Annotated in this window: 12 protein-coding genes and 1 pseudogene; 5 read left to right on the forward strand and 8 right to left on the reverse strand. The window is 73.4% G+C overall.

All coding sequences use genetic code 11. The features are described 5' to 3' along the window. Positions 1 to 92: 92 nt before the first annotated feature. The 4 genes and pseudogenes from dnaG to CIB93_RS01585 form a co-directional block, all read right to left on the reverse strand. Positions 93 to 2,039, reverse strand: a complete 1,947-nt coding sequence (dnaG, locus tag CIB93_RS01570; protein WP_096623225.1) for a DNA primase — start codon at positions 2,037 to 2,039, stop codon at positions 93 to 95. Between the two features lie 93 nt (positions 2,040 to 2,132). Then, positions 2,133 to 3,392: an NAD(P)/FAD-dependent oxidoreductase gene (locus CIB93_RS01575; protein WP_096623227.1), complete on the reverse strand. Its 1,260-nt coding sequence runs from the start codon at positions 3,390 to 3,392 to the stop codon at positions 2,133 to 2,135. Between the two features lie 136 nt (positions 3,393 to 3,528). After that, complete coding sequence (locus CIB93_RS01580) at positions 3,529 to 4,896, reverse strand: deoxyguanosinetriphosphate triphosphohydrolase (protein WP_096623229.1); 1,368 nt, start codon at positions 4,894 to 4,896, stop codon at positions 3,529 to 3,531. 53 nt (positions 4,897 to 4,949) lie between these two features. Beyond that, positions 4,950 to 5,894, reverse strand: a pseudogene (locus tag CIB93_RS01585) (sirohydrochlorin chelatase). A 196-nt stretch (positions 5,895 to 6,090) separates the two neighbouring features. On the opposite strand from CIB93_RS01585, the gene CIB93_RS01590 reads away from it, so the two are divergent. Next, positions 6,091 to 6,768 carry a vancomycin high temperature exclusion protein gene (locus CIB93_RS01590; RefSeq protein ID WP_096623233.1) on the forward strand — a complete coding sequence of 226 codons (678 nt, stop codon included), beginning with the start codon at positions 6,091 to 6,093 and terminating at the stop codon, positions 6,766 to 6,768. A gap of 70 nt (positions 6,769 to 6,838) precedes the next feature. Here the strand turns inward: CIB93_RS01590 and CIB93_RS01595 are convergent, their stop codons facing one another. From CIB93_RS01595 to CIB93_RS01605, 3 genes are all read right to left on the reverse strand, one after another. After that, positions 6,839 to 7,348, reverse strand: a complete 510-nt coding sequence (locus tag CIB93_RS01595) for a gamma-glutamylcyclotransferase family protein (protein ID WP_096623403.1) — start codon at positions 7,346 to 7,348, stop codon at positions 6,839 to 6,841. An 8-nt stretch (positions 7,349 to 7,356) separates the two neighbouring features. Beyond that, positions 7,357 to 7,698, reverse strand: coding sequence for a divalent-cation tolerance protein CutA (cutA, locus tag CIB93_RS01600; RefSeq protein WP_096623235.1), 342 nt, complete (start codon positions 7,696 to 7,698; stop codon positions 7,357 to 7,359). Positions 7,699 to 7,767: 69 nt separating this feature from the next. Further along, positions 7,768 to 8,379: an NADPH-dependent FMN reductase gene (locus CIB93_RS01605; RefSeq protein ID WP_096623237.1), complete on the reverse strand. Its 612-nt coding sequence runs from the start codon at positions 8,377 to 8,379 to the stop codon at positions 7,768 to 7,770. 81 nt (positions 8,380 to 8,460) lie between these two features. Here CIB93_RS01605 and CIB93_RS01610 point away from each other — a divergent pair, with 81 nt between their 5' ends. The 4 genes from CIB93_RS01610 (at position 8,461) to CIB93_RS01625 (ending at position 11,473) form a co-directional block, all read left to right on the forward strand. Continuing rightward, positions 8,461 to 9,264: an aminotransferase class IV gene (locus CIB93_RS01610; RefSeq protein WP_096623239.1), complete on the forward strand. Its 804-nt coding sequence runs from the start codon at positions 8,461 to 8,463 to the stop codon at positions 9,262 to 9,264. A 62-nt stretch (positions 9,265 to 9,326) separates the two neighbouring features. Continuing rightward, positions 9,327 to 9,788: a DUF5990 family protein gene (locus CIB93_RS01615; RefSeq protein WP_096623405.1), complete on the forward strand. Its 462-nt coding sequence runs from the start codon at positions 9,327 to 9,329 to the stop codon at positions 9,786 to 9,788. Between the two features lie 384 nt (positions 9,789 to 10,172). Continuing rightward, positions 10,173 to 10,700: a hypothetical protein gene (locus tag CIB93_RS01620; RefSeq protein WP_096623241.1), complete on the forward strand. Its 528-nt coding sequence runs from the start codon at positions 10,173 to 10,175 to the stop codon at positions 10,698 to 10,700. A gap of 140 nt (positions 10,701 to 10,840) precedes the next feature. After that, positions 10,841 to 11,473, forward strand: a complete 633-nt coding sequence (locus CIB93_RS01625) for a class F sortase (RefSeq protein ID WP_096623243.1) — start codon at positions 10,841 to 10,843, stop codon at positions 11,471 to 11,473. Positions 11,474 to 11,488: 15 nt separating this feature from the next. Here CIB93_RS01625 and CIB93_RS01630 read toward each other — a convergent pair whose 3' ends face one another. Continuing rightward, positions 11,489 to 12,280: a TSUP family transporter gene (locus tag CIB93_RS01630; protein ID WP_096623245.1), complete on the reverse strand. Its 792-nt coding sequence runs from the start codon at positions 12,278 to 12,280 to the stop codon at positions 11,489 to 11,491. Between the last annotated feature and the right edge of the window lie 43 nt (positions 12,281 to 12,323).

Genomic DNA, 12,323 nt, shown 5'->3' on the forward strand with positions numbered 1-12,323 from the left:
ACGACACACGACCGCCACGAGGGGCGTGCGGTGACTTTTTGAGTCCGGTCGGTTACCGGGTGATTACCCGACCGGGCGGACGGTGCGCCGGGTCAGAGCGCGGCGGCGCCGTGGGTGCGCAGGGACTGGGCGTACTGCTGGAGCACCCAGACCTCGTTCTGCGCGGCGGCCAGCTCCGGGGGGGCCACATGGCTGCCGAGGCGGGCGAGGCTGCCCTGCACGTCGTTGATGCGGCGGTCCACGGCGCGCAGCCGGACGTGGACGAGCTGGACGCCCGCGTAGGTCTCGTCGATGGTCCGGCCGTGGAAGATCTCGACGGCCAGCTCGGTGACGAGGTTGCGGACGGTGTCGTCGGGGGCGGCGTCCAGGACGGCGCCCAGGTAGGCCCGGTCGTCGACAAGGCCCTGCTCGGCGCCGCCCGCCTCCTCGATGCACCGGCGCACGGCCGCGTAGGGCGGGGCGGTGAACTCGTCCACGCCGTACGCGTCGAAGGCCGGGGAGACCAGGGCGGGCTTCTGGAGGGCGAGCTTGAGCAGCTCGCGCTCGGTGCGGTGGGCGGGGCTGCGGAGGTTGAGGGCTGGGCCGGAGAAGCCTGCGGGGGCGGCCGGAGCGGTGTGCTGCGGTGCCCCGCCGCGTTGGCCCTGGGGTCCGCCGCGTACGCCCTGGGGGCCGCCTCGGCCGCCTCGGTCCCCGTGGTCGCCGCCCCGGTCGCGGGCCCAGCGGGCGAGCTGGGCGACGCGGCGGACGACGAACTCCTGGTCGAGGATGCCGACGAACCCGGCGAGCTGGACGGCTACCTCGCGCTGCACGCTGCTGGTCTTGATCTTGGCGACGACGGCGGCGGCCTCGTCGAGCGCGGCAGCGCGGCCCGCCGGGGTCTCCAGGTCGTAGCGGCCGACGATCTGGCGCAGGGCGAACTCGAAGAGCGGGGTGCGCGGCTCGACCAGGTCGCGCACCGCGTCGTCGCCCTTGGCGAGCCGCAGGTCGCAGGGGTCCATGCCGTCCGGGGCGATGGCGATGTAGGTCTCGGCGGCGAACTTCTGGTCGTCCTCGAAGGCTCGCAGGGCGGCCTTCTGGCCCGCCGAGTCGCCGTCGAAGGTGAAGATCACCCGGGCGCTGCCGTTGTCCATGAGGAGGCGGCGCAGGATCTTGATGTGGTCGTTGCCGAAGGCGGTGCCGCAGGTGGCGATGGCAGTGGTGACCCCGGCCAGATGGCAGGCCATGACGTCGGTGTAGCCCTCGACGACGACGGCCCGGCTGGCCTTGGCGATGTCCTTCTTGGCCAGGTCGATGCCGTACAGCACCTGGGACTTCTTGTAGATCGGGGTCTCGGGGGTGTTCAGGTACTTCGGGCCGTTGTCGTCGTCGCGCAGCTTGCGGGCGCCGAAGCCGACGATCTCCCCCGCGGTGTCGCTGATCGGCCACATCAGCCGGCCGCGGAAGCGGTCGATCGGGCCGCGGCGGCCGTCCTGGGAGAGCCCGGAGGTGATCAGCTCCTTGTCGCTGAAGCCCCTGCCGCGCAGATAGCGGGTGAGGTGGTCCCAGCCGGCCGGGCTGTAGCCGACGCCGAAGTGGGCGGCGGCGGCCTGGTCGAAGCCGCGCTCGGCGAGGAACTTCCGGCCGATCTCGGCCTCGGGGCCGTCCAGCTGGGCGACGTAGAACTCGGCGGCCGCCTTGTGGGCCTCGATCAGCCTGATGCGTTCGCCGCGCTGGTGGGAGGGGTTGTAACCGCCCTCCTCGTAGCGCAGGGTGATGCCCGCCTTGGCGGCGAGGCGCTCGACCGTCTCCGAGAAGGAGAGATGATCGATCTTCATCACGAAGGCGATCGTGTCGCCGCCCTCCTGGCAGCCGAAGCAGTGGAACAGGCCCTTGCCGGGGCTGACCTGGAAGGAGGGGGACTTCTCGTCGTGGAAGGGGCAGAGGCCTTTGAGGTTTCCGCCGCCCGCGTTGCGCAGCTGGAGGTATTCGGACACGACGGAGTCGATCGGGACCGCGTCCCGTACCGCCTTCACGTCGTCGTCATTGATCCTGCCAGCCACGCGTGAAGTCTACGGGTGGGCTCGGACAGCCGGACGCACGGCGGGCGGGCCGCCCGGGTGCGGGCTCCGGGCCCGCCCCCCCGGGCGCCGTCCTCAGAGCAGGGAGCCCAGCGGGACCGACGGGTCGGCGAGGGCCTCCGGGTCGTGCTGCTGCCGGGCCCGGATCAGCTCCTGGATCGTCTCCGTGACATCCCACACGTTGACGTTCATCCCGGCGAGGACGCGGCGGTCCTTCAGCCAGAACGCGATGAACTCCCGCTTCCCGGCGTCGCCCCGGATGATCACCTCGTCGTAGGAGCCGGGCGGGGCCCAGCCGGAGTACTCCAGGCCCACGTCGTACTGGTCGGAGAAGAAGTACGGCACGCGGTCGTACGTCACGTCCTGGCCGAGCATGGCGCGGGCGGCGGCCGGTCCGCCGTTCAGGGCGTTCGCCCAGTGCTCGACGCGCAGCCGGGTGCCCAGCAGCGGGTGCGCGGCCGCGGCGACGTCCCCGGCGGCGTAGATGTGCGGGTCGGAGGTGCGCAGCGAGGCGTCCACCGCGATGCCGCCGCCGTGGGCGCGCTCGGCCATCTCCAGTCCGGCGGCCTCGGCGAGGGCGGAGCGCGGGGCGGCGCCGATCGCGGCGAGCACGTCGTGGGCGGGGTGCTCCTCGCCGTCGTCGGTGCGGGCCGCGAGGACCATGCCGTCCTGGCCGGTGATCTCGGTGAGGCGGACGCCGAAGTGGAAGCGGACGCCGTGCGCGCTGTGCAGTTCGGTGAAGATCTGGCCCACTTCGGGGCCGACGACCTGGTGCAGCGGGGTGGCTTCCGCCTCGATGACGGTCACCTCGGCCCCGTACCCCCGGGCGGCGGCGGCGACCTCCAGGCCGATCCAGCCCGCTCCGGCGATGACGAGGTGGCCGTTGTCGCGGCCGAGGGCGGCCAGCACGTTGCGCAGCCGGTCGGCGTGGGCGAGGCGGCGCAGATGGTGGACGCCCGCCAGGTCGGTGCCGGGGATGTCGAGGCGGCGCGGTTCGGAGCCGGTGGCCAGCAGCAGCTTGTCGTAGTGGATGACGGTGTTGTCGCCCAGCTGCACCGTCTTCGCGTAGCGGTCGAGCGCGGTGACCGGCTGGCCGAGGTGCAGCTCGATGTCGGCGCCCGCGTACCAGGGGCGCTCGTGGGTGAAGACGCTGTCGCGTTCGGACTTGCCCTCCAGGTAGCCCTTGGAGAGCGGCGGGCGTTCGTAGGGGTGGTCGCGCTCGTCGCCGATGAGGATCACTCTGCCGGTGAATCCTTCGGCACGCAGTGTTTCGGCCGCCTTCGCCCCTGCGAGTCCTGCTCCGACGATGACGAACGTCCGATGTGCGTCGACCACTTGATGCCTCCTCAGTACTGTGCTGCGCTGCGCCCCCGGCTGCGAGCGTCCCGCACGCAGCGTGATGGCGAAAGAGGGTGTGCCCCGGACAGGTCACACCCAGTGGTCAGATGTCCGGCCCCTTCCAGTCTGCCGGTCAGCGGTGGCGTGTGGTGAGCGCGGCGTGCAGGGATCGTGCGGAGGCGTCGGTGAGCGCGGCGATCTGGTCGACGAGGACCCGCTTGCGGGCGTGGTCGTCGGGCGCCTGGTCGAACAGCGCGCGGAAGTGCGGCTCCAGGCCCTCCGGGGCGCGGGCGGTGAGGGCGGCGGCCAGCTCGGCGATGACGATGCGCTGGTCGGCGCGGATGGCTTCCTGTTCGGCGCGCTGCATGACGTACCGGTCGGCGACCGCCTTGAGCACCGCGCACTCGTGGCGGACGGTGCGCGGGACGACCAGCTGCGCGCCGTACCGGCCGAGGCGACCGGGGCCGTACACCGCGCGGGTGGCGGTCTCGGCCTCGGTGCAGAAACGGCCGATGAGCTGGCTGGTGGCGTCCTTCAGGCGGGCCTGGGCCACGGCGGAGCCGTCGTAGCCATGCGGCCACCACTCCTGGTCGATCAGCCGGTCCAGGGCCTCGGCCAGCTCCTGCGGGTCGGTGTCGGCGGGGACGTACCGGCCGATGGCGACGCCCCAGATCTCCTCGCGCTCCGGCTCCGCTTCGAGGCAGTTGGGGTCGATGTGCCCGGCGTGCAGGCCGTCCTCGAAGTCGTGCACCGAATACGCCACGTCGTCGGACCAGTCCATCACCTGGGCCTCGAAGCAGGTGCGGTCCTCGGGAGCGCCCTCGCGGGCCCAGGCGAAGACCGGGAGGTCGTCCTCGTACACCCCGAACTTCGCCGAGTGCGGGGCGGTGGGGTGCGCGCCGCGCGGCCAGGGGTACTTGGTGGCGGCGTCCAGAGCGGCCCGGGTCAGGTTGAGGCCGACGCTGACCAGCTCGCCGGTGCGCGGGTCGCGGACGAAGCGCTTGGGCTCCAGGCGGGTCAGCAGGCGCAGCGACTGGGCGTTGCCCTCGAAGCCGCCGCAGTCGGACGCGAAGTCGTTCAGGGCCTGTTCGCCGTTGTGGCCGAACGGGGGGTGGCCCATGTCGTGGGCGAGGCAGGCCGTCTCGACGAGGTCCGGGTCGCAGCCGAGGACGGCCCCCAGCTCCCGGCCGACCTGGGCGCACTCCAGGGAGTGGGTGAGCCGGGTGCGGGGGCTGGCGTCCCAGGCGAGGGAGCGGGTGCCGGGCGTGACCACCTGGGTCTTCCCGGCGAGCCTGCGCAGCGCGGCGGAGTGCAGGACCCGGGCCCGGTCGCGCTGGAAGGCGGTGCGGCCGGGGCGCTTGTCCGGCTCGGTGTCAAAGCGCTCGGTGTCGGCGGGGCCGTAGGGGCTCACCGGTCCTCCGCCCTGCGCCCCGCGCACCCCGGATGCCCGGTGCGTGCCGTGTGTCTGATCTGCCCCGTGCGCGCCCTGTGTGCCGTCCATGGTCCCGACAGTAGCGACCGCGACCGACAACGGCGGGTGAGCGGGCCCGCAAGTCAGGCGGAAGCGAGCAACCTCACCGCGTCGGCGGGGGCGGTCGCCGAGACCGCCTGGTCGTAGCGGTGCAGCAGCAGGCGGGCCAACGCGGGGTGGGCGCCGAGGGGAGCGGCGGCGATGCGGGGTGCGGCGTCCGTGGCGGCGGCGCTCGCGAAGCGGCCGGGGGCGGTGAAGTACGAGGCGACGGCGGTCCGGTGGCGGCCCCGGTCGGCCAGCGCGCGCAGCGCTGCGGGAACGGTGGGGGCGGCGGCGGAGGCGTACGCCGGGACGACCGGGACCCCGAGACGTTCGGCGAGCATCCGGGCGGTGCGCCGGGTGTCCTGGGCTGAGTCGGGGTCGCGGGACCCGGCGGCGGCGAGGACCACGGCGGCACCCCGGCCGCCCCGGTCCGCGGGGTCCCAGCCCGCCTCGACGAGCCGTCCGTACAGCGCCTCCACCAGCAGCGGGTGCGGCCCGAGGGGGGCGGCGATCCGGGTGCGTACGGCGGGGGCGGCGGCGGTCGCCGCGGGCAGGTCGTGCTTGACGTGGTGGCCGCGCCCCAGGAGCAGCGGTACGAGGACGGCGTCGGCCCCGCGCAGGCCGTTCAGGGTGTCCGGGAGCAGGGGCGCGTTGAGCTCGATGTGACCGAGCCGGACGTCGAGGCCGGGGCGCAGCTCGCGGACCCGGTCCAGGAGGGCCAGCACGGTGCCCAGGGCCGCCGGGTCGCGGCTGCCGTGCGCGACGGCGACCAGGGTGGGGGCGGGCGAACCGCCGTGCTCGCCCGGGGCGGGGCGGTGGGACTGCCGGGTGCGGTGCATGGGCCTGCGGGTTCCGTTCCGGGAGACGAGGCTGAGCTGGGTGCCGAGCTAGGCGGTGATACGGGTGAGGAGTTGCGCCGTGCTGTCGAGGACAGGCCCGGGGGGCGGGGAGGACTGGCGAGGCAGTTGCTTGGCCGACTCCGTCATGGACCGATGGTGCCGGGCGGACGTTGCCGGGCCGTTGCGCGAGGGTCACAGGGGTTTTCCGCCGCCTCACGGATGCGGCGGGAGTGGTGTGCGGTGCCGGACGCCACAGCTGGGGTTCCGGGCGAACCATTGCGGCCCTCCGGTCGTCAGGTCAGGTGGGGGACACGACGAACGGACGAATGATCAGGGGGCGCTTGTGCGCGCGAAGGTACGGAAAAGGCTCGGCCGACGGGGTCGGCGTCGGCTCGTACAGGGGCTGATGGTCGCCTGCGTGCTCGCGCTCGTGCCCGCCACCTGGATGCGCCTCGGCGCCGGTGACCGGGTGGGGACGACGGCCGACGCCCCGGAGCGGGAGGTCGCCGTGGTGTTCGGCGCCGGGCTGTGGAAGGGCCGCCCGACCCCGTATCTCGCCCACCGCCTGGACGCCGCGGCCGAGCTGTACCGGACGGGGAAGGTGAAGGTCGTCCTGGTCACCGGGGACAACAGCCGAGTGGAGTACGACGAGCCGGACGCGATGCGCACGTATCTCACCGAGCGCGGGGTGCCCGACGGGCGGATCGTGAGCGACTACGCCGGGTTCGACAGCTGGGACTCCTGTGTCCGGGCCCGGAAGATCTTCGGGGTGGACCGGGCCGTGCTGGTGACCCAGGGCTTCCACATCCACCGGGCGGTCACGCTGTGCCGTTCCGCCGGGATCGACGCGTACGGGGTCGCGGTCGACGAGCCACGGGACGCGACCTGGTACTACGGCGGGGCCCGGGAGCTGGCCGCCTCCGGCAAGGCGGCCCTGGACGCCCTGTTCCGGCCCGACCCGCGGTTCCTGGGGCCCGAGGAACCGGGCGTGACGGAGGCGCTGGCCGCCGGGGGCCGTTGACGGCGGAAGCCGGGACACCCTGACGGCGGGCGGCGGTGCGCCCCGTCCGCCGCCCGGGTGACGTGCGCTGTCAGGGGTTGTCCGGGCCGCCCGGGGCTCGTCCGGTGATCCACCGCCCCTCGGGGATGAGGACGCCGCCGGTCCGCAGCGAGCGGGTGACGGCGGCCGCGGCGAGGTAGACCCACGCCTGCACGGACTCCCCGGCCCCGCCGGTCGGCCCGCCCGCACCGCCCGCCGCCGGGTCGGGCGCCGACTCGACCTCGCGGACGACCCGTTCGTACAGGTTGCGCGGGTGGCCCGGGCCGAGGAACTCCTCCAGATGGTCCAGGAGCCCGAGCAGCTCCCCGTACACCCCGGGCGCGGCGACGAGCAGCGTGCCGTGGACCCGGCCGTGGCCGTCGATCGCGTACGGGTAGCCGGGCCCGTCGTAGAGCAGCGCCCGGGGCAGCACGGCCGGGCGCTCCCCCGTCGTACGGCCGCGGAGGAACAGGTCGTGGTTGGGTTCGCCGGGGAGCAGCGTCCCGTACACGAAGAAGGGCCGTTCGACGGCGGGCGGGGAGTCGGGGGCGGTCGCGCTCATGGCCGCCGTCACAGGGCGGCTTCGGGGGCCGTCTCCGCCGTCACCCAGCCGAGGTAGCGGGCGCTGCCGCGGATCACCGGCAGGGCGATGATCTCCGGCGTGTCGTAGTCGTGCTCCCGCTCGATGAGCGCTTCCAGTTCGTCGTAGCGCTCGGCGGTCGTCTTGAGGAACACCTGCCACTCCTCGGTCGACTCGATGGCGTGCTGCCACCGGTAGACCGAGGTGACGGGGGCGGAGATCTGCGCGCAGGCCGCCAGCCGGGCCTCCACCGCGGACCGGGCCAGCTGACGGGCCTTGTCCTCGCTGTCGGTCGTGGTCAGTACGGTCAGCCATGCCGGCGGCGCTGTCATCGTCGGTCTCCTCGGAGTACGGCGGGCCCCTGCCCCGGGGCCCTGACCCGATTGTCGTTCCCCTGCGGTTCAGCCGCCGTACGGACGGAGAATCCGGGCGTCCCGCAGCGCGGTTCCCCACCACACCAGCTGGTCCAGCATCGTCTTGGCCGCCGCGTCGGCGTCGGCCGGGTCCCGGTGGCGTCCTTCGTCGTCGAAGAGAGCGCCCGCGTTGTGGAAGGAGACGGTGTCGCGGACGGTGACGGTGTGCTGTTCGGCGAAGACCTGGCGGAGCTGCTCGACGGCCCGCAGGCCCCCTGAGACGCCTCCGTACGAGACGAAGGCGACGGGCTTGGCCTGCCACTCCTCGCGGTGCCAGTCGATCAGGTTCTTCAGCGGGGCGGGGAAGGAGTGGTTGTACTCGGGGGTGATCACGACGAAGGCGTCGGCCGCCGCCAGCCGGGTGGAGACCGCTTCGAGCCGGGAGGCTTCCTCGGGGCCGGGGCTGAAGGAGAGGGCGGTGGGGAGGTCGGCCTCCGCGACGTCCACGAGGTCGGTCTCGATGCCCGGGTGACGGGCCGCGCGGCCCAGGAACCAGTCGGCGATCACGGGTCCGAAGCGGCCCGTGCGGTTGCTGCCGAGGATGACGGCCACATTGAGGGGGGCCGGAGCGGATACGGGAGATACCGGTGTGGTGTTCATGAGGTCGAGCTTTCAGCCTCAACCATGGTTCAGGTCAAGCCCTCCGGTCGAACCCTGGCCGGAACGTTTTACCGTGGCCGGATGAGGACGCAACGATTCGCCGTCCGTGTCGAGTTCGACGGGAACCCGGCCACCGAGGACGACCTGCTGATTCCCGCCCTCCACGGTTTCGGCCACTTCACCGCCCTACAGGTGCGGGACGGCAAGGTGCGGGGGCTAGGGCTGCATCTCGCCCGGCTGGACGCCGCGAACCGGGAGCTGTTCGGTCAGCCCCTGGACGGCGGCCGGGTGCGGGAGCTGATCCGGCACGCCCTGGACGGGGCGGGGGTGCGGGACGCCTCGGTGCGGGTGAACGGATACCTGCCGCCCGGGGGCGGCCGTACGCGGGTGATGGTGACCGTTGACGAGCCCGCGCGGCCGTCGACCGGGGCACGGAGCCTGAGGTCGGTGCCGTACGCGCGCACCGCCCCGCACATCAAGCGGCCCGGCGACTTCGGGCAGGCGTACCACGGGCTGCTGGCCGGGCGGGCGGGCTTCGACGAGGCGCTGCTGACGCTGCCCGGCGGGGTGGTGGCCGAGGGCGCGACCACCAGCATCGGCTTCTGGGACGGGGCCTCGGTGGTGTGGCCCGACGCCCCGGCGCTCACCGGCACCACGATGACGCTGCTGGATCAGGGGCTGGAGCGGGCCGGACGGCCGTCGGTGCGCCGCCCGGTGACACTGGAGGGCCCGGACGGCGTGGGCCGCTACCGGGCGGCCTTCGTCTGCAACACTCGGGGCATCGCGCCGGTGGGGCGGATCGACGACCGGCGGTTCGCGGTCGACGAGGAGCTGCTGAAGCAGCTGGACCGGGCGTACGGGAGTGCCCCGCAGGACGCCCTGTGACGCCCGCGCTCCCGAGGTCGGGGCTGGCGTCCTGGGCGGTGCCGGACCATGGGGGCATGCAGATGCAGATCCATATCGAGGCGTCGGACCTTCCCGGCCGCGCCTGCGGCCCGGAAACCGACTTCCCCGGTTTCGCGAACATCCACGTCGGCGTCCAGCGCAAGGACCGGCCCGGCGAGCTGCTCGGCCTGCACCCGGGGGACGCCCCGTCGGCCGGGTGGACGCTCGACTGCACGGCCACCCCGACGGCCGACGGGATCGAGGTGTCGGGACCGTACGTGCAGAACCGGCTGGGCGGGCGGTTCGTCTATCTGTCCTGGGGCACGGTGGACGACGCCGGGGTCTTCACCATGTTCCGGCGCGCCAAGCTGATGTTCGGCGACATCGGTCCGGACGTCCTCGAAGCCGCCGCGCGCACCGGGCATCTCACCGGGCGACTCGGACTCACCGACGCCAAGGGGCAGCCGCTGTGCGCCCGGGTGCGCCCGCCGCAGATCACCTGGAGCGCCACGGACGGGACGTGACCACACCGGTGGTCGGCCGGAGGCGGATCCGGCCCCGCCCCCCACCGGACCCCGGGGGCAGAGGGTCCGGTGGGTGCGGGTGCCGTGGGGGGCGGGAATGAGTCCCATGGGGGGTTACTTGCGTGTGCCCGGACCCCGCGAGGCCATACATGTGAGCTGCGTCACACTCCGCCCGCCCGGTCACCCGATCGGCACCCGGGCGGCCGGCACGGACCGAACGGCCCAGTCGCACCCCCACGACCTGCGGTGATCCATTCCGGCAAGGACGCCGCGCCGGTCCGTACGAGTGAAAGCTGATTCGACGTCAGAAGGCGCGGGCGGCCCGGCCCCCGTTGTCTCGGGGACAGGACACACCTGCTCGCGCCGTCTGCCCGGAGGATCCCCATGCGCAGTCCTGCCCGCCTTGTGACCGGCACCGTCGGTGCCGCGTTCACCGTCATCGCGCTCGGTCTCACCACCGCCGCCCCGTCCGCGTACGCAGGCGACGTCGGCCGGCTGGAGATCACCCCGTCGACCGCGACCCCGGGGGCCACCGTCACCGTGAACACCACCCTCTGCGGCCCGAAGGGGGGTGACGGCGACGCCAGCGACCTGAACGCCGAGGACTTCAGGGTGCGTCCCGGCACCCACAAGGAGGACTCGGTCGGCCAGTTCACCGTGCCGCACGACACCAGGCCCGGCACCTACGAGGTCTTCGTCTTCTGCCACAACGGCAAGGACGCGGCAGGCAGCCTCAAGGTGATCGGCGGCGGCAGGCACGAGAAGCCGTCCGGCCATGTGCGGACCGGGGTGGGCGGCAGCGTCGAGCCGGACTCCACACAGGTCGCACTCGGCGTCGGCGTGATCGGCCTGGCGGCCGTCGGGGGCCTGTGGCTGCTGCGTCGCCGCTCCGAGGGCACCGAAGGAAGCTGAACCACCGCTTCCCCACCGACCGGGCGGGGCGCGTCCCCGAGCGCGCTCCGCCCGCCCTCCTCGCGCCGCCCTCGTCACGAGGAACGACGAAGAACGACGAAGAAGACGAAGGACCACCCGGGCAGACGAAGGACGACGACGTGTCCCAGAGCGCGCAGAAGGCCAAGGGGTGGCTGGTGGGCATCGCCGTGCTGTGCGGCATCTGGCTCGTCCAGAACGGCTCCGGCACCCAGCTGATCCCGCCGCAGCCCTCCAGCGCCCAGGCCTTCGCCGCCGGGCCCGAGCTCCAGCCCGGCTCCCCCGTCGCCGCGCCGCTGCCCTCCTCCGAGCCGGTCCGCATCCGCATCCCGAGCATCGAGGTGGACGCGCCGATGACGCGGCTGGGGCTGGCCGCCGACGGCAGCCTCGACGTGCCGCCGGACGAGGACCGCAACCTCGCGGGCTGGTACGGGGGCGGGGTGCCGCCCGGCGCGCAGGGCACCGCGATCGTGGCCGGGCACGTGGACAACGCCGAAGGCCCGTCCGTCTTCTACGCCCTGGGCGCCCTGACCAAGGGGGCCCGGGTCGAGGTGGTCCGCAGGGACGGGCGCGTCGCCGTCTTCTCGATCGACGCCATCGAGGTCTACGACAACGACGACTTCCCCGACCGGCGCGTCTACGGCGACTCGCCGCACGCCGCGCTGCGGCTGATCACCTGCGGCGGCGGCTTCTCCAAGGAGACCGGCTACCAGGGCAACGTGGTGGCGTACGCGCACCTGACCGACGTGCGCTGAACGCGACCCGCCCCCCTACGCGTTCCACTGGTCGAAGCCGAGCTTGGCGACCAGCGAGAACACCACGGTCAGCAGCACCGCGCGAACGAAGCCGCTCCCCCGGCTCAACGCCATCCGGGCCCCGACCATCCCGCCCGCGAGGTTGAAGACGGCCATCACGGCCGCCAGCTGCCACAGCACCGTGCCCTGGTACGCGAACATCGCCAGCGCTCCGGCGTTGGTGCACACGTTGACGATCTTCGCGGTGGCCGACGCGGTCACCAGATCCAGGTGGAGCACGGCGGTCAGCGCCAGCACCAGGAAGGTGCCGGTGCCCGGCCCGAACAGGCCGTCGTAGAAGCCGATCCCGCCGCCGGCCAGCACGATCGCGGTGACGATCCGGGCTCGGCCGACCGGCCGTCCGGTGCCGTCGCCCGCCGCGGCCGTGCCGAACGAGGGGCGCAGCATGACGAACGCCGCGACCCCGAGCAGCACCACCATGATCACCGGGCGGAGCGCCTCACTGCTGATCCCGGCGGCGAAGAACGCCCCGGTCATCGACCCGGCGAGCGCCATCAACCCGACCCGTACCGCGAGCCCGACCCGTACCGGGGCCTTGCGTACGAACGTCACGGCCGCGCCCGTGGTCCCGACGATCGCGACGGCCTTGTTGGTCCCGAGGACGTGGGCCGCCGGTGCGTTCGGCAGGCCGAGCAGGAGCGCGGGCAGGAGCAGCAGCCCGCCCCCGCCCACCACTGCGTCGACCCAGCCCGCGGCGGCCGCGGCCAGGCAGAGGAGAACGAGGACGGTCAGCGATATCTCGGGCACGGCCCGACACTAAGGGGTGGCTCGGACGGTCTTCGAAAGGGCC

It is taken from the genome of Streptomyces sp. WZ.A104, from assembly GCF_002382885.1.
Classification (GTDB): Bacteria; Actinomycetota; Actinomycetes; order Streptomycetales; family Streptomycetaceae; genus Streptomyces.

Bases quoted from the DNA above. Each gene is read 5' to 3' on its own strand.
- CIB93_RS01580 (WP_096623229.1), bottom strand. From the start codon at position 4,896: ATGGACGGCACACAGGGCGCGCACGGGGCAGATCAGACACACGGCACG.
- CIB93_RS01595 (WP_096623403.1), bottom strand. From the start codon at position 7,348: ATGAGCGCGACCGCCCCCGACTCCCCGCCCGCCGTCGAACGGCCCTTC.
- cutA (WP_096623235.1), bottom strand. From the start codon at position 7,698: ATGACAGCGCCGCCGGCATGGCTGACCGTACTGACCACGACCGACAGC.
- CIB93_RS01605 (WP_096623237.1), bottom strand. From the start codon at position 8,379: ATGAACACCACACCGGTATCTCCCGTATCCGCTCCGGCCCCCCTCAAT.
- CIB93_RS01610 (WP_096623239.1), top strand. From the start codon at position 8,461: ATGAGGACGCAACGATTCGCCGTCCGTGTCGAGTTCGACGGGAACCCG.
- CIB93_RS01615 (WP_096623405.1), top strand. From the start codon at position 9,327: ATGCAGATCCATATCGAGGCGTCGGACCTTCCCGGCCGCGCCTGCGGC.
- CIB93_RS01620 (WP_096623241.1), top strand. From the start codon at position 10,173: ATGCGCAGTCCTGCCCGCCTTGTGACCGGCACCGTCGGTGCCGCGTTC.